The sequence below is a fragment of the Niveibacterium microcysteis genome (assembly GCF_017161445.1).
Taxonomy (GTDB): Bacteria; Pseudomonadota; Gammaproteobacteria; order Burkholderiales; family Rhodocyclaceae; genus Niveibacterium; species Niveibacterium microcysteis.
Window position 1 is genome coordinate 4,632,552 of the sequence record NZ_CP071060.1, and the last position, 23,561, is coordinate 4,656,112.

At 64.5% G+C, this 23,561-nt stretch carries 23 protein-coding genes; 5 read left to right on the plus strand and 18 right to left on the minus strand.

The window, feature by feature from the left end:
* Positions 1-236: 236 nt before the first annotated feature.
* Complete coding sequence (locus JY500_RS21035; protein ID WP_206254490.1) at positions 237-1,046, minus strand: alpha/beta hydrolase; 810 nt, start codon at positions 1,044-1,046, stop codon at positions 237-239.
* Positions 1,043-1,663 (minus strand): glutathione S-transferase family protein, encoded by a 621-nt coding sequence (locus JY500_RS21040; RefSeq protein WP_206254491.1) that lies wholly within the window; start codon positions 1,661-1,663, stop codon positions 1,043-1,045. The genes JY500_RS21035 and JY500_RS21040 overlap by 4 nt, the downstream gene beginning before the upstream one ends.
* A gap of 78 nt (positions 1,664-1,741) precedes the next feature.
* On the opposite strand from JY500_RS21040, the gene JY500_RS21045 reads away from it, so the two are divergent.
* The 3 genes from JY500_RS21045 (at position 1,742) to hemE (ending at position 3,490) form a co-directional block, all read left to right on the plus strand.
* Positions 1,742-1,936 carry a DUF2905 family protein gene (locus JY500_RS21045; RefSeq protein WP_206254492.1) on the plus strand — a complete coding sequence of 65 codons (195 nt, stop codon included), beginning with the start codon at positions 1,742-1,744 and terminating at the stop codon, positions 1,934-1,936.
* A complete protein-coding gene (locus tag JY500_RS21050) occupies positions 1,933-2,343 on the plus strand; it encodes an STY0301 family protein (protein WP_206254493.1) in 411 nt (136 codons plus the stop codon). Before JY500_RS21045 ends, JY500_RS21050 begins: the two co-directional genes overlap by 4 nt.
* A gap of 79 nt (positions 2,344-2,422) precedes the next feature.
* The gene (gene hemE / locus JY500_RS21055) at positions 2,423-3,490 is read left to right on the plus strand and encodes a uroporphyrinogen decarboxylase (protein ID WP_206254494.1); all 1,068 of its coding nucleotides are present in this window, start codon (positions 2,423-2,425) and stop codon (positions 3,488-3,490) included.
* Positions 3,491-3,553: 63 nt separating this feature from the next.
* Here the strand turns inward: hemE and JY500_RS21060 are convergent, their stop codons facing one another.
* The 10 genes from JY500_RS21060 to JY500_RS21105 form a co-directional block, all read right to left on the minus strand.
* Positions 3,554-4,453: an FHA domain-containing protein gene (locus JY500_RS21060; RefSeq protein WP_172202335.1), complete on the minus strand. Its 900-nt coding sequence runs from the start codon at positions 4,451-4,453 to the stop codon at positions 3,554-3,556.
* Between the two features lie 36 nt (positions 4,454-4,489).
* Positions 4,490-5,461, minus strand: a complete 972-nt coding sequence (ttcA, locus tag JY500_RS21065) for a tRNA 2-thiocytidine(32) synthetase TtcA (RefSeq protein WP_246479717.1) — start codon at positions 5,459-5,461, stop codon at positions 4,490-4,492.
* A gap of 284 nt (positions 5,462-5,745) precedes the next feature.
* The gene (locus JY500_RS21070) at positions 5,746-6,489 is read right to left on the minus strand and encodes a pteridine reductase (RefSeq protein WP_206254495.1); all 744 of its coding nucleotides are present in this window, start codon (positions 6,487-6,489) and stop codon (positions 5,746-5,748) included.
* A gap of 12 nt (positions 6,490-6,501) precedes the next feature.
* Positions 6,502-7,509 carry a tRNA dihydrouridine(20/20a) synthase DusA gene (dusA, locus tag JY500_RS21075; RefSeq protein WP_206254496.1) on the minus strand — a complete coding sequence of 336 codons (1,008 nt, stop codon included), beginning with the start codon at positions 7,507-7,509 and terminating at the stop codon, positions 6,502-6,504.
* A 45-nt stretch (positions 7,510-7,554) separates the two neighbouring features.
* The gene (locus JY500_RS21080) at positions 7,555-8,337 is read right to left on the minus strand and encodes a DUF2145 domain-containing protein (RefSeq protein ID WP_206254497.1); all 783 of its coding nucleotides are present in this window, start codon (positions 8,335-8,337) and stop codon (positions 7,555-7,557) included.
* Entirely contained in the window at positions 8,334-8,774 is a 441-nt protein-coding gene (locus JY500_RS21085) for a hypothetical protein (RefSeq protein WP_206254498.1), read from the minus strand. Before JY500_RS21085 ends, JY500_RS21080 begins: the two co-directional genes overlap by 4 nt.
* A 220-nt stretch (positions 8,775-8,994) precedes the next feature.
* Positions 8,995-9,435 carry a hypothetical protein gene (locus tag JY500_RS21090; RefSeq protein WP_206254499.1) on the minus strand — a complete coding sequence of 147 codons (441 nt, stop codon included), beginning with the start codon at positions 9,433-9,435 and terminating at the stop codon, positions 8,995-8,997.
* A gap of 2 nt (positions 9,436-9,437) precedes the next feature.
* Positions 9,438-10,604, minus strand: coding sequence for a hypothetical protein (locus tag JY500_RS21095; RefSeq protein ID WP_206254500.1), 1,167 nt, complete (start codon positions 10,602-10,604; stop codon positions 9,438-9,440).
* Positions 10,605-10,773: 169 nt separating this feature from the next.
* Positions 10,774-13,191 carry a two-component system response regulator gene (locus JY500_RS21100; protein WP_206254501.1) on the minus strand — a complete coding sequence of 806 codons (2,418 nt, stop codon included), beginning with the start codon at positions 13,189-13,191 and terminating at the stop codon, positions 10,774-10,776.
* Entirely contained in the window at positions 13,188-14,597 is a 1,410-nt protein-coding gene (locus JY500_RS21105) for a sensor histidine kinase (RefSeq protein WP_206254502.1), read from the minus strand. The genes JY500_RS21100 and JY500_RS21105 overlap by 4 nt, the downstream gene beginning before the upstream one ends.
* A 241-nt stretch (positions 14,598-14,838) precedes the next feature.
* Between JY500_RS21105 and JY500_RS21110 the strand changes: the two genes are divergently transcribed.
* On the plus strand, positions 14,839-15,378 hold the full coding sequence (locus JY500_RS21110) for a hypothetical protein (RefSeq protein ID WP_206254503.1): 540 nt from the start codon (positions 14,839-14,841) through the stop codon (positions 15,376-15,378).
* 69 nt (positions 15,379-15,447) lie between these two features.
* On the opposite strand, the gene JY500_RS21115 is transcribed toward JY500_RS21110, so the two are convergent.
* From JY500_RS21115 to JY500_RS21140, 6 genes are all read right to left on the minus strand, one after another.
* Positions 15,448-16,275 (minus strand): ABC transporter ATP-binding protein, encoded by an 828-nt coding sequence (locus JY500_RS21115; protein WP_172202325.1) that lies wholly within the window; start codon positions 16,273-16,275, stop codon positions 15,448-15,450.
* Positions 16,276-16,336: 61 nt separating this feature from the next.
* A complete protein-coding gene (locus tag JY500_RS21120; RefSeq protein ID WP_172202324.1) occupies positions 16,337-17,656 on the minus strand; it encodes an ABC transporter substrate-binding protein in 1,320 nt (439 codons plus the stop codon).
* A gap of 58 nt (positions 17,657-17,714) precedes the next feature.
* A complete protein-coding gene (locus JY500_RS21125) occupies positions 17,715-18,791 on the minus strand; it encodes a branched-chain amino acid ABC transporter permease (RefSeq protein ID WP_172202323.1) in 1,077 nt (358 codons plus the stop codon).
* Between the two features lie 14 nt (positions 18,792-18,805).
* Entirely contained in the window at positions 18,806-19,720 is a 915-nt protein-coding gene (locus tag JY500_RS21130; RefSeq protein ID WP_172202322.1) for a branched-chain amino acid ABC transporter permease, read from the minus strand.
* A 12-nt stretch (positions 19,721-19,732) separates the two neighbouring features.
* A complete protein-coding gene (locus JY500_RS21135; RefSeq protein WP_371814710.1) occupies positions 19,733-20,569 on the minus strand; it encodes an ABC transporter ATP-binding protein in 837 nt (278 codons plus the stop codon).
* Positions 20,566-22,548, minus strand: a complete 1,983-nt coding sequence (locus JY500_RS21140; protein ID WP_206254504.1) for an AMP-binding protein — start codon at positions 22,546-22,548, stop codon at positions 20,566-20,568. Before JY500_RS21140 ends, JY500_RS21135 begins: the two co-directional genes overlap by 4 nt.
* Positions 22,549-22,845: 297 nt before the next feature.
* On the opposite strand from JY500_RS21140, the gene JY500_RS21145 reads away from it, so the two are divergent.
* Positions 22,846-23,520 (plus strand): Crp/Fnr family transcriptional regulator, encoded by a 675-nt coding sequence (locus JY500_RS21145; protein ID WP_172202320.1) that lies wholly within the window; start codon positions 22,846-22,848, stop codon positions 23,518-23,520.
* Positions 23,521-23,561 lie beyond the last annotated feature (41 nt).

A 23,561-nucleotide genomic window follows, 5' to 3' on the forward strand; every position in this document is an offset into this window, starting at 1 on the left:
ATGCCACCGGACACACCCCTTGTAGCGGGCTCTTTCATTGAGCCCTTAATTGCAGTGAACGTTCAAACCCCGAAAAAGTTGAGGTCTGATGTTGCATCGACGCGATTTTTTTCACGAAGTTCCACAGTCGATGCGCCTGCAAGCCAATAGTGACCGCATCTGCAGGGCTAACGGGCGATGTTGCGAGAAAGCGACAAGGGGGAAAACAGCGCCTTCCTGAGGCGCTGCGAAGGTGGTCAGATAGGCAAGTTTTCAAGCCACGCGGCGAGCGGATCGGCGGCAGCACGCCAGCCTGCTTCCAGCATCATGCCGTGGCCGATGCCCGGAACGATCAGGGGTTCAACACCCCACTGGCTGGCGGTTTGGCGTACGCCGGCCACCGGAATCAATGCGTCTTCCGCCGCCCCCATCACCAGCACATGCGCACAATTGCGCCGGCTCGGATGCGGCAGCGCAAAGCCCAGCATGTCCCAGATCGCACGCTGCGATTCACCATGCATCTGCAGGAAGTAGCGCTCCAGCAATTCGGTCGGCAAGGGCTGATGAAACATCGCTTCGACCAGTGCGCGCGGACCAATGTTGCCGCCCCCGGCAAGGCGGTTCAGGTCGAACAGCAGGCCCGGCCGACGGATCGCCAACCCAAGCGCGGACGACCACATGCCGCCGGGCGGCACCGCGCACATCAGCGCGGCGGCCGGCGCCGGCTGCGTTTCAAGCAGCTTCTGCACGACGAAACCACCCATCGAGTGGCCTATCAGCACCGGCGACGCTGGCAGGGTTGCAATGGCTTCCCGCAGATCGCGCACATAGTCGTCGATCGACAGCGCATCGAGATACTCGCGCCCGGGGCTGCCACCGTGGCCAGACAGCGACACCGCGTGCGCGGCCCAACCGCGTTCTGCGAAGTACGGCAGGAAATGCTCCTGCCAGCACCACGCGCCCGCGTGGGCGCCATGCACGAAGAGCAGTGGTGGTCTTTCGCCGTTGGCGCCCGTGGCCGGCAAGGCGCTAAGGATTTCGAGCGAGGCCGGTGCGCGCGCGTTCATGCCGGCACCTTCATGCCACGCTGCACTGCCGGGCGTTCCGCAATGCGCGCATGCCAGGCCTGCACCTTGGGATAGTCCGCCAGATCGATATGCTGGTAGTCGTGACGATCGATCCATGGAAACGCGGCGATGTCGGCAATCGTGTAGGTATCGGCCGCCAGCCACACATGCTGCGCCAAACGTCCCTCCAGCACGCCGTAAAGCCGACGCGCTTCGTCCGAGTAGCGCTTCATCGCGTAGGGCACAGCCTCCGGCGCGAAGCGCAGGAAATGGTGCGCCTGGCCCAACATCGGCCCCAATCCGCCCATCTGGAACATCAACCACTGCAACGCCTCGAAGCGGCCCCTATCGTCGGCCGGCAGCAGCCGCCCTGTCTTGGCTGCGAGATACACCAGGATCGCGCCGGACTCGAACAGCGTGATGGGTTGGCCGTCCGGGCCCTCATCGTCGACCAGCACCGGAATCTTGTTGTTTGGGTTCATGGCCAGAAACGCCGGATCAAATTGGTCGCCACGGCTGATGTCGATCGGCTTGACCGAGTAGCGCAGCCCGCACTCTTCCAGCATGATCGAGACCTTTCGGCCGTTTGGCGTTGCCCAGGTATACAGCGTGATCATTCCCGTCTCCGATGTTGCACGTGCACATCATCCCACTCTTCCGTACGGCGCGGTATCGCCCGGGCGACGGAGTGATCGATGATCAAATGGCTGTTGGTGATCGTGCTGCTGGCCCTGGCTTCGGGGATATTCGACAGCTGGCTGCGCGCACGCTTTCCGCACGGTTTGCCGGGCGATCTGCGCTTGCGCCTGGGCCGCCGCGAAATTCGTATCGCACTGGGCATGACCGTGTTGCTATCGATACTGGCGACGCTACTCCTGAGGCGGCTTTGAGAACCAGCGCCGTCGCGATCGTGCTGGCTCTGAACGCGGCCCTTGCATCAGCCGCGCCAAACTGCCCTGGCGTGCTCGAGAGCCAGCAAAGCCTTGCGGCAACACCGGACGGCTGGTCGGTGGTGCCGCTGCGACAGCCGCAGCGCCTGGCCGCGATTTCGCTCTTTGATGGGCCACCCTCCGAGGGCGCCGAGCTCAAACCTGAAATCGGCCATGGTGGGCAGCGGCAGGTATGGCGCTTTGATACCGCAGCGCCACGAGGCATCTGGCTCGGCTGCCGCTACGACGGGAGCCGACTGATGCTGACGCGCAGGATCGAGCCCGCGCCCAGGATTTGCGAACTGATCACGGGCGGGCGGGTGCTCGCCGGCGCAGAGCCGTCGCCGCTCAACTTCAACTGCCGCTGAACGGCTTCGCCAACGCCGGATTCGCCGCCGATCGGGGTGCTCGCGCTAAAATCGCGGTCTTTCCATCCTAGGTCGCGCCATGTCCCGTCCCCGCAACGATACTTTTCTGCGCGCTTTGCTGCGCCAGCCCACGGACTACACGCCGACCTGGCTGATGCGGCAAGCCGGGCGCTACCTGCCGGAATACTGTGAGACTCGTCGCCGCGCTGGCAACTTCCTTGCGCTGTGCAAGAGCCCGCAGCTCGCCTGCGAAGTCACCCTACAGCCGCTGACCCGCTTCCCGCTCGACGCCGCGATCCTGTTCTCCGACATCCTCACCGTGCCCGACGCGATGGGGTTGGGCCTGTACTTTGCCGAAGGCGAAGGCCCGCGTTTCGAGCGCCCGCTGCGCGAGGAATGGGCGATCCGTGACCTCACGGTGCCGGATCCGCACGACAAGCTGCGCTATGTGATCGACGCGGTCGCCGAGATCCGCCGCGCGCTCGACAACTCGGTACCGCTGATCGGTTTTTCGGGCAGTCCCTTTACGCTGGCCTGCTACATGGTCGAAGGCAGCGGATCGAGCGACTACCGTCATCTGAAGGGCATGCTGTACGCGCGCCCCGATCTGCTGCACCACATCCTCGGCGTGACCGCCGATGCGGTGACGCAGTATCTCAACGCGCAGATCGAAGCTGGCGCCCAGGCAGTGCAGATCTTCGACACCTGGGGTGGCACGCTCACGCCGCATGCCTACCGCGAGTTCTCGCTCGCCTACATGCAACGCGTCATCGCCGGCCTCAAGCGCGAGCACGACGGCGAACGCGTGCCGGTGATCGTATTCACCAAGGGCGGTGGCCAGTGGCTGGAAGACATCGCCGCGATTGGCTGCGATGCGGTCGGACTGGACTGGACGACCGACATCGCGCAGGCGCGCGCACGCGTTGGTGACAAGGTAGCGCTGCAGGGCAACCTCGATCCGTCGGCGCTGTTTGGCTCTCCGGAATCAGTGTCGGCCGAAGCGCGCCGCGTACTCGACGCCTTCGGCAACCACCCGGGTCATGTCTTCAACCTGGGGCACGGCATTTCGCAGTTCACCAACCCGGACAATGTGACTGCCCTGGTGGAAACCGTGCGCTCGCACAGCCGCGCAATCCGCAGCGCCTGAACGGCCTGCAGCAAAAGAAAAGGGCCGCGTTGCGGCCCTTTTTCATTCCGGTGGCTTCCAGCGTTAGCCTTCGCGGACTTCGAAGGCCACCAGTTCGCCCTGACTGTCTTCCTCACAGGAGAAACCACAACCAACTTTGCCGGTCGCCGGCAGCGCGCATTCCTCGCGCTTGAGCATGATCTCCGCCTCGTCGTCCGGCGCCACGAAGGTGCCGTTCGAGCTTTGGTCGATCAGGAAGAAGCGGCCACTGCGCCATTCGATGCGGGCATGGTGACGCGACGCGCGGCGGTCGAGCACGACGATGTCATTGCCTTCTTCACGCCCCATCAGCAGGATCGGACGCGCCTCAGTGACGATGTGTGCGACACCGCGGTGACGCAGCACCAGCCGTGTGCGCGACAGGCCCGGTTCGCTGTGCGGGCCGGTCGCAGTCATGGCGGACTCGGGACCATCCTGCATGAAAAGTTCGAACAGCGGGACCTCAACGCCTTCGTGGCGGAAGCCACGATCAAGGACAGCCGACGCGAGCGGACGCACGCCTTCGGTGAGATGCAGCGCAAGTTCGCCCGTCAGCAGGACCTGACCCGGCTGGGCGGCATCGGCAAGGCGGCCGGCCAGATCGACGGCGGAGCCGGCCGGCTCGTCACCGGCACGCAGCTCACCGCAGTGCAGCCCGATCTTGAGGCCCAGGTTAATGCCGGAAACCGGCGGCAGGCGACGCACCTTTTCCTGCATGTCGGCCGCAGCCTGCACCGCATCGTCGGCCTTCTTGAACACCGCAATCAGGCGATGCGCACGATCGAGCAGCGCCTTGCCATGGTGGGCATCCACCGAGCGCATGATGCGGTTGCGGCCCCGGTCGAGCGCGCGCTGGGCCTCTGCCTGCCCAAGCTTGTCGGCAAGCTTCTGATTGCCAAGGATTTCGGCAAACAGCACGCAATTGAAATCGGTCCGGTTCGACATCTGGTCACGTCCCGCGGAAAACGGATGCATTCGGAATCAACATTTACGGCTCACGAGCATAGAGCCTGAAGCCTCTTCTGCGCCAGCCACCGCGTCACGGTCAACACGGACGATGCTCGCAATACCCACTGCAGCTTCCTGTTGCGGCAAATCGGGGGCATCAAAGGCAACGTCACCCTCTGCAAGCGGCTGACCCTTCTGCAGGCCCTTGAAGTCGAACAGCCGCTGATCCTGCAGGTGTGACGGCACCACGTTGGCGAGCGCTGTCGTGAGCGACTGGATGCGCCCCGGATAACGCTGCTCCCATTCCTGCAGCATAGCCTTGACATGCTTGCGCTGCAGGTTCTCCTGCGAACCACACAGGTTGCAAGGAATGATCGGGAACTCCATCGCACGCGCGAAGCGCGACAGGTCGCGTTCGTTGCAGTACGCGAGCGGGCGGATCACGATGTGCTGGCCGTCGTCACTGGTCAGCTTGGGCGGCATCGACTTGATGCGGCCGCCGAAGAACATGTTCAGGAACAGCGTTTCGAGCATGTCATCGCGGTGGTGGCCCAGCGCGATCTTGGTCGCACCCAGTTCGCGCGCGACGCGGTAGATGATGCCGCGGCGCAGCCGCGAGCACAGCGAGCAGGTGGTCTTGCCCTCGGGAATCTTGTCCTTGACGATCGAGTAGGTGTCTTCCGTGATGATGCGGTACTCGATGCCCAGCTTCTCGAAATACGCCGGCAGCACCTCGGCCGGGAAGCCTGGCTGCTTCTGGTCGAGGTTCATCGCGATGATGCGGAAGTTGATCGGTGCGCGCTCGCGCAACGACAGCAGCAGCGACAGCAGCGAGTAGGAATCCTTGCCGCCGGAGCAGCAGACCATCACGACATCGCCATCCTCGATCATGTTGAAGTCGCCGATGGCGCGGCCGACCTGGCGCTCCAGATGCTTCTTGAGGCGCAGGAAAGTATTCGAAACGGAAGTTTCACCTTGCTCGGGCAAGGCGGAGATGGCGTCCACGGGCGTTCTGCGGGGGGTCAGGGTAACGCGTGATTATAGCTGGGGGCTTGGGGCTTTCGGAGCGCCCATTGCAGCGCAATATGGGCGTCGATACATTACACGGCCAAAACCGCCCAAGCCATTGATAAATCAATACTTAATTGGCCCCATCGCAATGACTTGAAATGGAAGAACGGCGCTATGAGCCGGTCTTCAATCGCATGGCATGGGAAATCGTCCCGTTCGTGGCGTCGAGGGAGCCCCGCCGACCCCAGCTTCCCTACCGAATTTGGCGATTACGACGTTCAGAGCCGGGCGGAACGACCGCCGTCGACGGCAAGAATCTGGCCGGTGACGTACGGTGCGTCGAGCATCAGAAAGCGCACCGCGCCGGCGATATCCTGCGGCGACCCCACGCGCTGCAGCAGGGTGTGCCGAACGATCGCCTCGCGCTCGTCGGGTGGGAACTGGCCATCCTCCGGCCACTCGATCGCACCCGGCGACACGCCATTGACCCGCACCCGCGGCGCCAGCTCGATCGCCAGTGCCCGCGTGAGACCCAGCAGACCCGCCTTGGCAGCCGAGTAGGCCGGGTAGCCGGCGAGCGGCCGCTCGGCATGGATATCGACAATGTTCACGATCGCGCCACCGGCCTCGCGCAAGGCGGGCGCCGCCGCCTGTGACAGGAACAAGGGCGCGCGCAGGTTGGAACCGGACAGGTCTTCCCACTGTGCGGCAGTCAGGGTGCCAACGGGCGTGGGGAAGAAGCTGGACGCGTTGTTCACCAGACCATCGAGTCGCCCGAAACGCGTCGTGACGCCTGAAACAAGGCCGGGCAGCGCATCGAGGTCGAGCAGATCAGCCTGCAGCACCAGCGTCGTGCCCGGCCGCGCCGCTTCGAGCGAAGCGGCCAGTGCATCGGCCTCGCCGCGGGATCCGCGGCAGTGGATGGCAATGCTGCAGCCGGCGGCATGCAGGGTGGCCGCGATGCAGGCCCCCACGCGGCGCGCGGCGCCGGTAATGAGGATCACTCTTTCAGCATGGGCCATGGGTGGATCTCGTCAGTCGGTTGTCGCATCGGTCGGGCTTGTGCTGACACAGGCCCACGCTTCCCACAGCAGCTGCGGGTCGTCGGCGCGCAGGCGCTGCGGGTCGGACAGCAGCCGGCGAAAGCCGCGCGCACCGGGCAAGCCGTTCGCCAGCCCCAGCACATGGCGCACGATCGCACGCACCGTGGTCCCCTGCGCCTTCTCGCGCTCGCAGTAGCTGACCAGCGCGGCGATCACATGTTCCCGCGACGGCGCCCATTCCGGCGCAAACAGGGCGCGCTCCCACTCGGTCAGCGCCCAGGGGTTCTGGTAAGCCTCGCGCCCGATCATCACGCCATCGACATGCTTGAGCTGAACTTCGATCTGCTCGGTGCTGGCAAGCCCACCGTTCACGAGAATCTCGAACTCCGGGAATTCCTGCTTCAGGCGATGTGCAAACTCGTAGCGCAGCGGCGGAATCTCGCGGTTTTCCTTCGGTGACAAGCCTTTGAGCCACGCATTGCGGGCATGCACGATGAAGGTGGTGACACCTGCCTCGGCGACCGTGCCAACGAAGTCGCGCACAAAGCTGTAGTCCTCGATCCGGTCGATGCCGATGCGGTGCTTTACCGTGACCGGGATCGAGACGACGTCGCGCATCGCGCGGCAGCCATCGCGCACCAGCTCGGGTTCGGCCATCAGGCAGGCGCCGAAAGCACCGTTCTGCACCCGTTCCGATGGGCAGCCGCAGTTCAGGTTGATCTCGTCGTAGCCCCACGCCTCGCCGAGTTTCGCGGCATGTGCCAGCGCGGCTGGGTCGGAGCCGCCCAGTTGCAGCGCGACCGGGTGCTCCTCGCCATGAAAGCGCAGATGGCGTTCGACATCGCCATACTGCAGCGCGCCGGTCGTCACCATCTCGGTGTACAGCCAAGCGTGCGGCGCCAGCAGGCGGTGGAAGTAGCGGCAGTGCCGATCGGTCCAGTCGAGCATCGGCGCGACGGAGAGGCGGCGGGGCGGCAGCGGTTTTGCAGCGTGAGTCATCCGCCCGATTCTAGCGGATCGCCGCCACCGCCCCGCCCGCTTGCGCTACAGGCGCACCAGCGTGCGCCGGGCCGCCGGCGTGTAGCGCGCCAGCCAGGTGTAGACCGACTCCACCGTCACGGTATCGATCTGGCCCGCCATACGGCGGTCGAAGGGTTGGTCATCGAAAGCCACGTTGGCGCGGAACATGCGCGCGCCCAGGCGGGTGGCAGCGTCGATCTTCAGCGTGGTCGGCTGATAGCCGGCCTGCCGCAACCAGCGCTGCGCCTCCGGGCGGCCGGTAAACGGCCCGCCCTCGGCGTCCGCCAGCACTTCGATCGCCCACTGGTTGGAGTTCTGGTAGTGCGCGTCGAAGGGATAGGCGAGCATGTTGTAGCGCGCGTCGTGCATCGTCATGTACGCCCCGCTGCGGAAGGCGGCGGCAAGGCGCTGCTGCAGCTCAGGCGGCGGTACCAGGATCAGGCCCTCCCAGCGGAACAGGTCGTCAGCGTGGAAGTTCGCCAGGCCCTCGGCATACAGTGCTGAAGTCGCGCTGCCGCACTGATTGAGTTCATGCAGCACGGTCCAGCGGCCGTCGGGTGAATCGCGCCAGACGTAGCCAAGGTGTGTGTAGCGCAGCCCCCACTTCGACAAGTCCTGCCCCACCCGCGCCAGCAGCACCACTTCCGCGCCGCTCTGGTCCAGCGCCTCACGCGTCTTGAGGGCCAGCCCGAAGGCCTTACGCAGGCTCTCAGGCTCGAGCGCATGTTCGGTGCAAGCCTGGCCCGCCTGCACGCAGGGCGCCGCCAGCAGCGGCAGCAGAAGCAGCCACGCGCGCAGTCGCTTCATTTTGTGGCCTCGGTCAGGCGGGTGTGCTGCAACAGGCTGTTGCCCACTTCATTTGGCACAAAGGCGATCGCCTTGCCCGCGGAGGTCAGCACATAGCCGGCGGCTTCGGTCATCACCTGCACGGTGGTGCCCACGGCGACCGACAACCCACCGGCCGCCTGCCCTGCGAGCTTGACCGAGACCTCCACGCCGCTGCCCAGTTGCTTGAGCACCAGCACCGTCGCTTCGCTGCCACGCTCGATCACCACCACCGACAACTCACCGCCTGCCGACAATGCCTCGGCGCTGCCACCCACCACCGCGCCAACGGCCGAAGAGACCGCCGCGGAGGATTGCGCCGATGCTTGCGAGGCATCGCGCGCCGCGAACGCCGGGGTGGCGCCTGCGATCAGCGCGACGAGAATCCCGCCTTGCAGCCAGTTGCGATTTCGAGTCATCACGATTGGACTCCGGAACACGGCACATGCCGTGCGCAGAGTCTAGGCAGCAAGCACCTGTGACCCGTGAGCGACAGGATGTGTGCAGGTGTGTCTTGCCGCAGGCTCGCCGCGACCGGGCGGCACGCGCTGCGCACACGGGTGAACTGCAGCCAGCGCGTGCGGCCGCGCCGACATCTTTGGCAACCCTTGCTGACAGGCTGGATACGTACGCAGCGGCTCAGAACGCGAACAACGGCTTGAGCCGGGCCGTCACGGCACTTTCGGCGGGCATGAAGACGACGGTGTTCGGATCGCTCTCCAACTCGCGCATGGCCGCGTCCACGTCGGCCACGATGCGGGGCGGCCGGCCCTTGCCACTGAACACCAAGCGTGCCCACAGCGCCCGCATCTGCACCGGCGAACGCCCCAACAGTCGCGCGTAGAAGGCTTCGCGCGTCCACGGCGGGATATCGAGTTCAAGTGCTTTCAGGGGCGCCTTGCCGCCATCGAGTCGCTCACCCAGATAGAGCCGGGTGACTTCATCGCGGGTCAGTCCGGTGATGGCGCTGGCGTGTCCGGCGACCACCACGACGGCTTCGCCAGGCTCGGCGGCGCGTAGCTGCGCAGGCATGCCCAGCGCGAAGGCCAGCAGGGGGAGAAGGACTAGGGCGCGCCGCATGATCAGAAGATCAGATTCACGGCGAAGCTGATCACGTCACTGTGCTGCCGCCCGGCAGGCAGCGGCTGGGTGAACGTGCCGCGCGCGCCGTCACGCGGCATGACGCGATCAAACTGCGCCTTGAGGGCGAGGTTCAGCGCAAGGTCCCAACGCAGCCCAAGGCTGGCCGTGTCCTGCGAGTAGTTCTGCGCCGCCAGCACCGCACCGACGGTGCGCGCAGCGATCGGATCGACGATGCGCGGATCGGCATCGACACCGGCGCTGCGCCGCGCGGCGTAGCTCAGGTAAGGCTGCCAGGCGCCGAAGCGGCAACCGGCAGTGAGGTAGGCGGCCACGTCGTCGGCGAGGATTCGCGTATTGCCGGTTCGCGTACCGGCGATTTCGCCAACCAGCAGCCAGCGCTCGTCCTCATAGCGTAGCCCGATCGTGTGGTAGCCCGCGTTCTTCAAGGTTTCGTAGGCGTAGTCGGCGGCGACGTCCGGGGCACGCTGCTGCAGGGTGGCCAGTACCGCCGCGAGCGCTTGCGATTCCATGTGCGTGTTGCCGTTGAGCCACATGGCACGCAAGGTCCAGTGCGCGTCGTAGCCGGTCAACGCAATGCCGTAGTAGGTACCGGATGGCGACGAGTTGCGGTTCTGATTGGCGCCGTAGCCGACAAACAACTCGGTCACCATGCTCCAGCTGCCGAGCGCCTGAAGGTTACGCAGGTAGGCGCCGTCGTGATGCTCGCTGTTGCCGACCAGACCGTAGAGCTCACCCGGCGGGCGCACCCATGTCTGCGCGTAACGAACGTTGCGGGTGTCGGAGTACATGAAGAATGGCAGCTGGATTCGCCCGAGCTTCAGCTCGGTGCGGTCGGCCATCTGCCAGCCGAGGTAGGCCCAGTTGAGGACGACCGGTGAGCCGCTGACCGGCGGGTCACGCGCCAGCAGTTGCGCCGTGAAGTTCAGCGAATCCGTCGGTTGGTAGCGCAGCTGCATGCCCGCGAGGGTGTCGATACGCGGTGAGGGATCGGTGCCGATCGCCGCATCGGCGGTTGGCTGGTACCGGTAGGCCGCGTCGTCAAAACTGGAACGCGCCACCCCAAGGCTGGCGAAGCCGTTGAGCTGCCAATCCGGCTCGCTGGCGTGAGCCGGGCCCATGAACGCCAGCGCTGCCACGATCGCCAACCGGCGACCCGCATACGCACACTGCCGCAGCCGCGCGCGGCGACTCCGGGCAATCATTACCTGCGTGGCGGGCGTGCGGATCATGGGCAAGGGGTACGACCTCAATGCTCGCACCAACGGCCCGCCCGCCGCGAACTTGAGGCGCGATGACACAGGCGCGGTGAAATCGCTAGTTGAGGCCCTTGGATTGCCCGTCGACGAATAGCGCAGTAGCCAGCGCCGGCCGCGCGAAGAGGTAGCCCTGGCCGCACTGGCAGCCCAGCTCACGGAGGAATTCGAGTTGGGCTTCGGTTTCGATGCCTTCGGCGGTCATCTCGAGTTCCAGCGTGTGGCTCAGGCCGATGATCGCGCGCGTGATGGCCGCGTCGTTCGCGTCGTGCGGCAGATCGCGCACGAAGGAACGATCAATCTTCAGGCGATCGATCGGCAGATGCTTGAGCAAGGACAGCGAGGAGAAGCCGGTGCCGAAGTCATCGATCGCAATACGGATGCCGAGCGTTTTGAGCGCCTCGATGACATGCTGGCTGTGCTCGATCTCCTGCAGCACGCTCTCGGTGATCTCGAGTTCGAGCTGCGCGGCCGGAAAACCGGTTTCGGCCAACACACTGCGGACGGTATAGACGAAGTCCTCGGCGCCAAACTGACGCACCGAAACGTTGACCGCAATCTGGCTCGGGGCGTGGCCTTCCGCGAGCCACTTCGCCCCCTGCTCGCAAGCAGTCCGAAGTACCCAGCGGCCAATCGGTTCGATCAGGCCGCATTCCTCGGCGACCGGGATGAATCGGTCGGGCCCGATCAGACCACGCTCGGGATGCCGCCAACGCACCAGTGCCTCGAAGCCGATCACGCGGCGATCATCGAGCGCCACCACCGGCTGGTAGTGCACTTCGAAATGTTGCCGCTCCAGCGCACGGCGCAAGCCCTGCTCGATCGTCATCCGTTCCAGCGCCCGCTCTGCCATATCCGGCGCGTAGAAGCAGTAGCGGTTGCGGCCGCGCGCCTTGGCGTCGTACATCGCGCTGTCGGCCGCGCGGATCAGGAAGTCGGCGTCATCACCATTGGCCGGATAGATCGCGATACCGATCGAACCGGAGACCACAAGCTGCTCGCCGGCCACGTCGATCGGCGTGGCGATCGCCTGCAGCAACTTTTCGGCGAGCGCGGCGGCGTCTTCCACGCGGGCGATGTCGGGCGCGATGATGAAGAACTCGTCGCCACCGAGGCGCACCGCGGTATCGCTGCGCCGGGTGGCGCCGCGCAGCCGCATTGCGATCTCCTTGAGCAGCGCATCGCCGATCGCATGGCCCAGCGTGTCGTTGATCGTCTTGAAGCCATCCAGATCAATGAACAGCAGCACCAGGGGCATGCCGCTGCGGCGTGCGCGGTCGATTTCGGTTTCCAGACACTCGCCGAGCAAATGGCGGTTGCCAAGCCCCGTCAGGGCATCGTGGTAAGCAAGGTGATTGAGCTGGGCTTCCGCTTCGCGGATCGCGCTGATGTCGGAGAACGCGAGCACGAACTGCAGGGCAGTGCCGGCTTCGTCGCGCACGGCGCAGACATGCTCCCAGGCGGGAAACATCGCGCCGCCCTTCTGGCGGCAATTGATCTCGCCGTTCCAGTACCCCTGCTCCGAGGCCTCAAGCCGCGCGTAGAAGGAATCGCTGTGGCGGCGCGCATGCAGGAACTCGTCCGGGTTACGGCCAATCACCTCGGGCGCGGTGTAACCGGTCAGCGAGCAGAAAGCGGGGTTCACCGAGATGATGCTGCGCGTCGCATCCATGATCGCGATGCCTTCCGCTGTCGTGCGGAACACGACGCTGGCCTGGCGCAGCTTCTCCTCCATCTCGCGCCGTTCCGTGACATCGCACAACACGCCGACGAGACGGCAGCCATCGTCCGGCATCGTACGGAAGCTCTTCGCATGCACTTCGACCCAGATGAAGATGCCGTCCTCGCGCCGCATTCGAACGGTGGCATGGATACCATCCTCCGACTCAAACGCGGACATCAGCGCCAGTCGGTCGTCTTCATGCACCTGTTCAAGAAACGCGGCATGCCCCTCGCTGAAGGCGCGCGGCTCGTTGCCGAGGATCCGCTTGAAATGGCCGCCGACCTGCATGCAATCCCCGGCGGCATCCCACTCCCACACGCCCAGCTCGGCGGCGTCGACCGCCATGCGCAAGCGCTCTTCCGCACGTTCGGTCGCAAGCTCGGCATTGCGGCGGTTCACCGCCATGCGCACGGTGGCGCGCAGCTCGCGCAATTCGTAGGGTTTCAGGAGGTAGCCGTAGGGCACGCTGGCGGCCGCGCGAGTCAGCGTCTCATCTTCCGCGTATGCAGTGAGGAAGACGACCGGGATGCGCAGGCTTTCATGGATCTGGCGCGCCGCCTCGGTGCCATCCATCGCACCGTCGAGATGGATGTCCATCAAGACCAGGTCGGGGTGATGGCGTTCGGCCTGCCCCACCGCGTCGTCGCCGCGCGCGGCGATACCGGTGACCTCGCAACCCAAGGCTTCAAGGCTGTGCTTGAGGTCGAGCGCAACGATTCGCTCGTCCTCGACGATCTGCACGCGGATACCCTTCATGTTGCCTCCTTGTCGGCCGGGAATACGATCTCAAAGCGCGTCCCGCTGTCGCGGTGGAGAATGAAGTGACCCTGTAGCTGGTCGACCAGCAACGGCAGCAACTGGAAGCCGATCGTGACCACCTCACCCGGCTGCACCGCTGGCGGCAGGCCCACGCCATCGTCGGCGACGATGATCCGGCCGGCGCCGTCGGCATCGCGCTGCAACGCGATCAGCACCTCACCGCTGCGACCATCCGGAAAGGCATGCTTGATCGCGTTGGTGACCAGCTCGTTGACCACCAGCCCGCACGGCACCGCGCGCTGCAGATCAAGCACCACACGCGCACTGCATTCGAGCCGCAGACGCAGTCCCGCGCGACCACGTGCCATCGAGTCACGCAACAAGGCCACGAGCCGCTCAAGATAGGTCCCGAGATCGACCTCGCTGAAATCCCGCCGCTCGTAGAGCAGCTGATGAATCAGCGCCATCGCGCGGACACGCCGCTGACTCTCGGCGAGCAAGGCCTGCGCTTCCGGGGTGGCGCTTCGGGTTTGCAGGTTGAGCAGGCTCGACACCACCTGCAGGTTGTTCTTGACCCTGTGGTGTACCTCGTCCAGCAAGGCGGTCTTCTCCGCCAGCGCGCGTTCGATCTGCGCCTGCGCAGCCTTGCGTGCGGTGACGTCCGCGATCGAAGCGAGCACCAGCTGGCCATTGCTGGCTGGGATCGGGTTGAGCCCGATCTCGACCGGGAACTCGCTGCCATCCTTGCGCCGTGCGTAGAGTTCGCGACGGTTCGCCATGTCGCGCACGCTGGGGTTGGCAAAGAAGCCGCGCATCAGCGTCGGGTGATGGGCGCGCGATCGCTCCGGCATCAGCATGTCGATCGGTTGCCCCAGCAACTCGGCGCGGGTGTAGCCGAACAGCACCTCCATCTTGCTGTTCACCAGCTGCATGAGGCCCACCGCGTCCACCATCGTGAGTCCATCGGGTGCCGACTCAACCGCCTGGCGGAAGCGCGCTTCGCTCTCCTGCAGCGCATCGCGTTGCGCGGTGACGTCCCGCGTCACGGCAAGAATGCCGACGACATCACCATGCTCACTGCGGCGCGGATGATAGGAGGCAAGCCAGCTACGCGGCTCGCCCGGCGCCGCGAAGAGCGGCTCGTCGAGCACGGCCTCACCACTCGCGAGCACCTGACGCATCGCGCATTCGATGCCGTCAGCCGCCTCTGGCAACAGCTCACGCACACTGCGACCCACATGCTCGGCGAGATCAGCGCCCGTGGTTGCCGAGAACGCGCGATTGACGCGCAGGTAGCGCAGGTCAGCATCCAGCACCGCAATCCCGACCGGCACCACCTCACACAACTCTTCAAGAAGCACCGCATCATCCAGCGCTTCAGCGACGCGTACAGGATGGCGCATTACTCCATCCTTTCTCGGTACCCTGGAGCTTCAGTATTGGTCACGTTCTCGCAACCCGAAAGGCATACCGTCGATAGGGTTTTTCGTGACGCCCGCATTACCCGGTCATGCCGCACCACGACCCGGTTCTGCCGCAGGTGCGCGTGACTGCCGGCCTGGGCCCCCTCGCGGTGGACGCGACAACGCAATGCACCTATCGTTCGCGTCTCGCCATGACGACTTCATAGACCGGAGATTGATGATGTCATTCGTTGAGGGGTGTTCCTGCCACGTCTGGGCAATTGACGGATATCGCAGCGATGTTCTGGCGCACAACGTAAACATGCTGTACGACAACAAGTCCAGCGAAGCCTTGCTGGCCGCGCTCGACGGCACAAGAGCACGCAAACGCAGGAAGCTCGTCGCTGACACCAACCTCGACGCGAAGATCCAGGGCCTTGTCGAAGCGTGTCGGACCGACGTTTCGACGGCATTGGCATGCACCATCTATGGTGGCTTTCAGTACGCCACCGACGGCGCACCGGAGCATATGTGGATCGAGTACGGCGGCCACATCTACGACACCATGCCGGGGCAGCCGCTACGGCGTGCGAAGGCAACCAAGCGGACACGCCTGCGGCCGCCCTGCGAGATGAGCAATTTCGCGGCGGACATGATCGGTTCATACGAGAGCATGCTTACGAACAGTCAGCTCGCGATCATTACTGCCGCGAAGGATCAGTGGGCGAAGGGCTGGTCCAACGGGGGCGGCAGCCCTTGTTACGAGTTCACGCCACCCTGATCTTGATCACGCATTGTGCGGGCGACACCGCACCGCCTCAACGCAGCACGTCGCCGAAGCGGCCGTACCTCACAACCAGCGTTTCCTGCGGCGGTAGTGCTTGACGTCGCGGAAGCTCTTGCGGCCGGTGCTCGACAGCCCAAGGTAGAACTCCTTCACATCCTCGTTATTGCGCAGCGTCTCGGCGTCGCCTTCCATCACAACGCGGCCGGATTCGAGGATGTAGCCGAAGTGCGCATAACGCAGCGCGACCATGGTGTTCTGCTCGGCGAGCAGGAAGCTCACGCCTTCCTTCTGGTTGAGGTCGCGCACGATCTCGAAGATCTCTTCGACGATCTGGGGTGCGAGGCCCATCGAGGGCTCGTCGAGCAGGATCATCTCGGGTTCGGCCATCAGCGCACGGCCGATCGCGCACATCTGCTGCTCGCCGCCCGAGGTGTAGCCCGCCTGCGACGTACGCCGCTGCTTGAGACGCGGAAAGTAGGTATAGACCTTGTCGAGCTTGTCGGCCAATTGCTTGCGGGAGCCGTTGCGCGTGAAGGCGCCGGTGAGCAGGTTCTCTTCAATCGTCAGGTGGCCGAAGCAGTGGCGCCCTTCCATCACCTGGATCACGCCGCGGCGCACCAGTTCGGCCGGCGTGAGGCGGTCGATGCGGGTGCCGGCGAACTCGATGCTGCCTTTGGTGACATCGCCCCGCTCGGCGCCGAGCAAGTTCGAGATCGCCTTCAATGTAGTGCTCTTACCGGCCCCGTTGGCGCCCAGCAGCGCGACGATGCGGCCCTTGGGCACCTCGAGTGACACCCCCTTGAGCACCAGGATCACATGGTCGTAGATGACCTCGATGTTGTTGACCGAGAGGTAGCGCTCGGTTGCAGGTGCGGGCTGGGCGTTCGACATGGGCAGATCCGGTACGGTAGCGGGTAGCCGACGGCGCTTTGGTGCGCCGCCGGCGCGCGACTTACATCGCCTTCTTGCAGTCGCGCGGCGTGATGCCCTTGTCCTTGGCGAACTGCGCCGCGCTCGCCTTGAACAGCGGGTGCACCAGCTGGCGGTTACCGTCGATCCAGTCCGTCTTCACCACCCACTTGGTGCCGTCCCACTGCTGAAGCTTGATCTTGCCGGAGCCCTCATGGTCCTCACACGAGGTCTTGATCGGCGGCAGCAGGCCGGTGGCGCCCAGAGCCTTGAGTTTGGCGTCGTTGAGGTCGAGGTTCTCCATGGCCCAGGCGATCTGCTCGCCGCTCATGGTCTTGCCCTTGCCGTACTTTTCCTGCGCCTTGCGGATCGCTTCGACCGCGAGAATGCCGTACGACACGCCGCGGTTGTACAGCACTGAACCGAGCTTCCCCTTGTCACTCAGGTTGCCCTTGCCGGCGCCGTACACCACCTTCTCGATGTCGGCGACCAGCGGCACATCCTTGCCGGCGACGTTCCAGGTCGCGCTCATGTAGCCCTTCGCCGCATCACCCGCCGGCACGGTGTCTTCTTCCGACCCGGCCCACCAGGAACCGATCATCTTCTCGCGCGGGAAGCCGACCTTCTGCGCGGCCTTCAGCGCGGTCTGGTTCATCACGCCCCAGCCCCAGAAGATCACGTAGTCCGGCCGCTCCTGGCGCACCTTCAACCACTGTGCACCCTGCTCGTTGCCCGGATGCGCGACCGGGATCTGTACCAGCTCGAACTTGTTCACCCGCGCCTCGGCTTCGAGTGCGACGATCGGCTCCTTGCCGTAGGCGGAGTCGTGATACATGTAGGCGATCTTCTTGCCGGCAAGGCTGCCCTTGTTCTGATCCTTCAGGTATTTGACGATCGCGGTTGCCTGCATCTGGTAGGTGCCGACCATCGTGAAGGCGAAGGGGAACACCGAGCCATCGACCGCATCGGTGCGGCCGTAGCCCACCATCGCGAGCGGAATCTTGTCCGCCGCGGACTTGTCGATCAGCGCGTAGGAGATGCCGGTGGAGAGCGGAAACACCGGTGCCGAGTTCGCACCTGCCTTGCCCTTGAGCCGCTCGTAGCACTCGACGCCCTTGGCGTTGTTGTACTCGGTCTCGCATTCCTCCCAGGTCATCATGACCCCGTTCACACCGCCCTTCATGTTCACGTACTGCAGGTAGTCGATCATGCCGCCGAACAGCGACTGGCCGTTCGCGCCGTAAGGCCCGACGCGGTATGACAGGATCGGGAAGAACTGTTCCTTCGCCTGCGCGTGAGCCGTGCCGATGCTGCCCAGTGCCAGGGTCGCGGCGGCCGCGACGGCGAGTGCGATGCGTTTCATGCGATGTCTCCTCCGGGTGTTTCTCGTTGTGTTTTCCATGGCCACGTCGATCCCCCGATCAATGTGGAAATGGCCAAAGCCTCAACTTCTCTTTCGTGATCTGCCAGAGCCTTGCCAAACCATGCGGTTCGACGATCAGGAAGAACATGATCAGCGCACCAAACACCATGAACTGGATGTGCGACACGGTGGCGTTCGAAAACGGCAAGCCCAGCGCATGCGCCGTCGGTAGCAGCGTGTTGTCGAGGAAGATCGGCAACAGCAGGATGAAGGCCGCCCCGAGGAAGGAGCCGAGCACCGTGCCGACGCCGCCGATAATCACCATGAACAGGATGCGGAAGGAAAGATCCAGATTGAAGCCGTCCGGCTCCACCGAGCCGAGATAGCAGAAGGCATATAGCGCGCCGGCGACCCCGCAGTAGAACGAGCTGACCGCGAAGGCCGTAAGCTTGGTGTGCATCAGCGGAATGCCGATCACCTGTGCCGCCACATCCATGTCGCGTACCGCCATCCACGCACGCCCGGTACCGCTGCGGGCGAGGTTCTTCGCCGCGAGGGCCATCACGACGACGATGCCCAGCACCAGCAGGTACTTCGAGACAGGGGTATCGAAGCTGAAACCGAGAATCTGGATCTTCTGCGCCGAAATCACGCCCGACGAGGAGTTGTTCGACAACCACGGGAACTTCGTCAGCACCCAGACGATGAAGAACTGCGCAGCGAGGGTCGCCACCGCGAGGTAGAAGCCCTTGATGCGCAGGCTCGGCAAGCCGAACAGCACACCTACCGCCGCCGCGGTGAAGCCGGCTAGCACGAAGGACACGAGGATTGGGATACCTTCCACCCGCAACTGGAAGTTGTAGGCCGCGTAGGCGCCGACCGCCATGAAGGCCGCCGTCCCCAGCGAAAGCTGGCCGCAATAGCCGGTAAGGATGTTGAGGCCCAGCGCAGCCAGCGCGAAAATCAGGAACGGAATCAGGATCGCGGAGAACCAGTACTCGCTGGCGAACAGCGGTACGCCAAAGAAGGCGAATGCCAGCAGCAGCCCGATCGCGATGCGATCTTGCCGGATCGGGAAGATCTGCATGTCCTCGGCGAACGAGGCTTTGAACTGACCGGCTTCACGGTAGAGCATTCAGGATCTCCCAATCAAACGCGGTCTATGTGGCGTTCGCCGAAAAGACCTTCCGGTCGCACCAGCAGGAACAGCAGCGCCAGCACGTAAGGGAACCAGCCCTCGATGCCGCCGAAATTGCCGCCGAAGCCAGCCTGCATCAGCGGCGGCAAGTAGATCTCGGCGAGCTTCTCGGAGGCACCGATGATCAGCCCGCCGACAATCGCGCCAGCAACCGAGTCGAACCCCCCCAGCACCAATACCGGCAGCGCCTTCAGCGCGGTGAAGGTGAGCGCGAACTGCACGCCGTTGCGCGAGCCCCACAGCAGGCCCGCCACCAGTGCCACAAAGCCCGCCACCGCCCACACGATGGCCCAGATGCGTTCGAGCGGAATCCCGATCGAGAGCGCGGCCTGATGGTCGTCCGCCACCGCACGCAGCGCGCGGCCGATGCGGGTTTTCTGGAAGAAGATCGCGAGCACGACAACAAGCGCCGCCGCGATGCCGGAAGCCACCAGATCGAAGCGGCTGACGACGATGTCGAAGCGCTCCAGCAACCACGGGATCGGCTCGTCCTGAATGCCCAGTTCGATCGGCTGCACCGCGTCGCCCCACAGCATTGGTGCAAGCCCCTCGATGAAGAAGGTCAGCCCGATCGTGGCCATGAAGAGCGAGATCGGCGGCTGGCCCACCAGCTTGCGCAGCACGAAGCGTTCGGTCGCCAAGCCCAGCAGCACCATCGCGCCGAAGGCCAGCACGATCGCGATCGGCAGCGGCACCCCTTTGCCGACAAAACCGACCACCGTCAGCGCCGCAAAGAAGACCATCGCGCCCTGCGCGAAGTTGAACACACCGGACGCCTTGTAGATCAGCACGAAGCCCAAGGCGACGAGCGAGTACATCACGCCCGAGAGCAGGCCGCCGATCAGCGCTTCAAAGAAGAATTGCATGCCTTGCTCCCTTCAGTGCCCGGCGCCGAGGTAGGCCTTGATTACGTCGGGATTAGCCTTCACTTCGGCCGGTACGCCGTCGCCGATCTTCTTGCCATAGTCGAGCACGACGACGCGATCCGAGATGTCCATCACCACCCCCATGTCGTGCTCGATCAGCACGATGGTCGTGCCCATCTGGTCGTTCACATCGAGGATGAAACGGCACATGTCCTCCTTCTCCTCGACGTTCATGCCCGCCATCGGTTCGTCGAGCAGCAGCAGGCTCGGCTCGGCGGCCAGCGCACGGCCCAGTTCGACGCGCTTCTGTAGCCCGTATGGCAGGCGGCCCACAGGTGTCTTGCGGATATGCTGGATTTCGAGGAAGTCGATCACCTCCTCGACCTTCTGGCGGTGTGCGAGCTCTTCGCGGCGGCCAGGGCCGAAACCGAGCATGTGCGCGAAGAGGCCGTGGTGCATCTTGGTGACGCGGCCGGTCATCAGGTTGTCGAGCACCGACATGCCCTTGAACAGCGCGATGTTCTGGAAGGTGCGCGCGATGCCCTGGCGCGCCGCCTTGTGCGGCTCCATCGCGCGGCGCTCCCTGCCATGAAAGACGATGCGCCCTTCTTGCGGGTGGTAGACGCCGTTGATGACGTTGAGCATCGAACTCTTGCCCGCGCCGTTAGGACCGATGATGGCGCGGATCTCGCCTTCTCGAACGTCGAAACTGATATCGGTGAGCGCCTTCACGCCACCGAAGGCGAGCGAGATGTGTTCCAGGCTCAGGATCACATCGCCGATCTTGCGCCCTGCGGTTTCCGCCACGGCATCTCCCACCTGCTGCAATTCGTTCAGCCTCATCGTCATGCCGCCCGCTGCGCAGCAGCCAGCGGGAACACCCGCGCCGCTTCGATGCGCAGATCGGCTGCAATCATGCCGCTGCGACCGTCCTCGTATTTCACCTGGGTTTCGATATAGCAACTGGTCTTCGTTTCATCGTAGAGCGCGGCAATCAGCGTGCCGTACTTTTCCTCGATGAAGCGGCGGCGCACCTTGCGGGTGCGGGTCAGCTCGCCGTCGTCGGCATCGAGTTCCTTGTGCAGGATCAGGAAGCGATGGATCTGGCAGGCGGCCATCTTCTCGTCCGCGGCGAGATCGGCATTGACCTGTTCGACGCATTCGCGGATCAGCGCATACACCTCGGGTCGGCCGGCAAGATCGGTGTAGCCCGCGTAGGCGAGGTTGCGCCGCTCGGCCCAGTTGCCGACCGCGCTGATGTCGATGTTGATGAAGGCGCACACCTGCCCGCGGCCATCGCCGAAGGCCACCGCTTCCTTGATGTTGGGGAAGAACTTGAGCTTGTTCTCGATGTACTTCGGCGCGAACAGGTTGCCGTCGGTCAGGCGGCCGACATCCTTGGCGCGATCGATGATCTTGAGGTGGCCGCGCGCATCGAAGTAGCCCGCATCGCCGGTGTGCACCCAACCGTCTGCAGTCTTGGTGCTGGCGGTGGATTCCGGATTCTTGAAGTAGGCCTGGAACACACCGGGGCCACGGTAGAGCACCTCGCCGTTGTCGGCAATGCGGATCTCGACCCCCGGCGCGGGCGGCCCGACCGTATCGGCAAAGACCTCGTTGTGCGGCTGCATGCAGATGAACACGCAGCCCTCGGTCTGGCCATAGAGCTGCTTCAGGTTGATGCCCAGTGATCGATAGAAGCTGAAGATCTCGGGCCCGATCGCCTCACCCGCCGTATAGCCCACCCTCACTCGCGAAAAGCCAAGCACGTTGCGCAGCGGCCCATACACCAGCAGCTGGCCGAGACCGTAATGCAGGCGATCGAGCAGGCCGACCGGCTTGCCATCCAGTATCTGCGGGCCGACCCGCTTTGCCACCGCCATGAAATGGTGGAACAGCCCGCGCTTGATCGCCCCGGCATCCTCCATGCGGATCATCACGCTGGTGAGCAGGTTCTCGAACACCCGCGGCGGCGCGAAGTAGTAGGTGGGCCCGATCTCGCGCAGATCGGTCATCACCGTTTCGGACGATTCCGGACAGTTGATGCAGAAGCCCGTGACGTAGGCCTGCGCGCACGAGAAGATGTTGTCGCCCACCCAGGCCATCGGGAGGTAGGAGAGGATCTCATCCTGATCGGTCAGTCCGTCGAAATCCGCCGCGTTCTTGGCGGTTCGCAACAGGTTCGCGTGCGACAGCATCACCCCCTTGGGCGTACCTGTGGTGCCAGAGGTGTAGAGCATGATCGCGACGTCGTCGGCGGCACCCTGCGCCACTTCGGCGGCGTAGAAGTGCGGGTCGCGCTGGTGGCGTTCGCGCCCCTTGGCCTGCAACGCGTCGAGCGACAGCAGCCCCGCCTGAGCGTAATGCCGCATGCCGCGCGAATCGTCGTACAGGATGTGCCCCAGCGCGGGTACGGTGCTGCGCACGTCGAGCAGCTTGTCGACCTGTTCCTGGTCCTCCGCGATCGCGAAGCGGATCTCGGCGTCGGCCATGACGAAGGCCATCTCCTGCGCCACCGCGTCCTGGTACATCGGCACCGGGATGCCGCCCAGTGCCTGCGCCGCACAGATCGACCAGTACAGCCGTGGCCGGTTGTCGCCGATGATCGCGAGTCGATCACCGCGCTGAAAGCCGAGTTCGGCAAGCCCGCACGCGATCGCCCGCACCTGTTCGGCAGCGTCGGCCCAGGTGTACGTTTGCCAGATGCCGAATTCCTTCTCACGCACCGCAGGCCGGGTGCCGCGGACCTGGGCGTGATGGGCGAGCAGGCGTGGAAAGGTATCCAGCGCAGCGTCCGGTGCGTGGCGCGACAAGCCGGATTCCGGCATTCCCCACCCTCCTCGTCTTGTCGGCGCAGTACGCCGTCTGGCGCGAATCGCGAGGCCGCGACTTGTGCCAGAATCCTCCTTTGTTCGCGCCCAGGTTCTTTGCCTGTGCGTTCCGGTGTCGTGCGCTGACACTTGGCCGAATCCCCCGCGGCCCTGCGTCACCCCCGCGCACAACGCTTTGTACTGTGTCCCGGTCGTCGGCTCAATCGTGCACTGCCGCAAGCACGCTTTTGCCAAGATCGCTTGCACCATAGCCAAGCGCGCTTACAGCGTGCTGTCACCATACGGACAATCAAAATGAGCACGCTTGCAGACCTGCTGCGCGACAGCCTCTGGACGATCGACCTGACCGATATCCAGCGCATGCGCGTCGAACGCGAAGTGCAGGTGCGTTTCTTCGCCGCCGGGGCGACGGTAGTACGCAAGGGGGACCCGGTCGAACACTGGCTGGGTATCGTCGACGGCCTGGTGAAGATCAACACCTTCTCGGCCGATGGCCGTTCAACCACCTTCACTGGCGTGCCGCGTGGCGGCTGGTTCGGCGAAGGTTCAATCCTGAAGAACGAGCTGCGCAAATACGATGTGATCGCCTTGCGCGATTCGCACATTGCGCTGATGCCCAAAGCCACCTTCATGTGGCTGCTCGACACCAGCATCCCGTTCAACCGCTTCCTGCTGCAGCAACTCAACGAGCGGCTCGGGCAGTTCATCGCCACGGTTGAAAACGACCGCCTGCTCGACCCGGATGCGCGGGTTGCGCGCTGCCTGGCGGGGCTTTTCAACACGGTGCTGTATCCGGGCATTGGCGCCCAGCTGCAGATCTCACAGGAAGAAATCGGCTACCTCGCCGGCGTGTCGCGCCAGCGGGTCAACCAGGCCCTGAAGGTGCTTGAACAGGCAGGCCTGCTGCATGTTGAGTACGGCGGCCTGACGATCAAGGATCTCGAAGGGCTGCGCCGCTTCGGCCCCTGAATCGGCCACGCAACAATAAAAAACCCCGCCAGACCTCGGCG

Coding starts and splice junctions, on each gene's coding strand:
- JY500_RS21085 (WP_206254498.1), bottom strand. CDS start 8,774: ATGACTCGAAATCGCAACTGGCTGCAAGGCGGGATTCTCGTCGCGCTG.
- JY500_RS21035 (WP_206254490.1), bottom strand. CDS start 1,046: ATGAACGCGCGCGCACCGGCCTCGCTCGAAATCCTTAGCGCCTTGCCG.
- JY500_RS21140 (WP_206254504.1), bottom strand. CDS start 22,548: ATGCCGGAATCCGGCTTGTCGCGCCACGCACCGGACGCTGCGCTGGAT.
- dusA (WP_206254496.1), bottom strand. CDS start 7,509: ATGACTCACGCTGCAAAACCGCTGCCGCCCCGCCGCCTCTCCGTCGCG.
- JY500_RS21105 (WP_206254502.1), bottom strand. CDS start 14,597: ATGCGCCATCCTGTACGCGTCGCTGAAGCGCTGGATGATGCGGTGCTT.
- hemE (WP_206254494.1), top strand. CDS start 2,423: ATGTCCCGTCCCCGCAACGATACTTTTCTGCGCGCTTTGCTGCGCCAG.
- JY500_RS21115 (WP_172202325.1), bottom strand. CDS start 16,275: ATGTCGAACGCCCAGCCCGCACCTGCAACCGAGCGCTACCTCTCGGTC.
- JY500_RS21070 (WP_206254495.1), bottom strand. CDS start 6,489: ATGGCCCATGCTGAAAGAGTGATCCTCATTACCGGCGCCGCGCGCCGC.
- JY500_RS21135 (WP_371814710.1), bottom strand. CDS start 20,569: ATGACGATGAGGCTGAACGAATTGCAGCAGGTGGGAGATGCCGTGGCG.
- JY500_RS21090 (WP_206254499.1), bottom strand. CDS start 9,435: ATGCGGCGCGCCCTAGTCCTTCTCCCCCTGCTGGCCTTCGCGCTGGGC.
- JY500_RS21040 (WP_206254491.1), bottom strand. CDS start 1,663: ATGATCACGCTGTATACCTGGGCAACGCCAAACGGCCGAAAGGTCTCG.
- JY500_RS21110 (WP_206254503.1), top strand. CDS start 14,839: ATGTCATTCGTTGAGGGGTGTTCCTGCCACGTCTGGGCAATTGACGGA.
- JY500_RS21130 (WP_172202322.1), bottom strand. CDS start 19,720: ATGCAATTCTTCTTTGAAGCGCTGATCGGCGGCCTGCTCTCGGGCGTG.
- JY500_RS21145 (WP_172202320.1), top strand. CDS start 22,846: ATGAGCACGCTTGCAGACCTGCTGCGCGACAGCCTCTGGACGATCGAC.
- JY500_RS21100 (WP_206254501.1), bottom strand. CDS start 13,191: ATGAAGGGTATCCGCGTGCAGATCGTCGAGGACGAGCGAATCGTTGCG.
- JY500_RS21120 (WP_172202324.1), bottom strand. CDS start 17,656: ATGAAACGCATCGCACTCGCCGTCGCGGCCGCCGCGACCCTGGCACTG.
- JY500_RS21080 (WP_206254497.1), bottom strand. CDS start 8,337: ATGAAGCGACTGCGCGCGTGGCTGCTTCTGCTGCCGCTGCTGGCGGCG.
- JY500_RS21045 (WP_206254492.1), top strand. CDS start 1,742: ATGATCAAATGGCTGTTGGTGATCGTGCTGCTGGCCCTGGCTTCGGGG.
- JY500_RS21125 (WP_172202323.1), bottom strand. CDS start 18,791: ATGCTCTACCGTGAAGCCGGTCAGTTCAAAGCCTCGTTCGCCGAGGAC.
- JY500_RS21060 (WP_172202335.1), bottom strand. CDS start 4,453: ATGTCGAACCGGACCGATTTCAATTGCGTGCTGTTTGCCGAAATCCTT.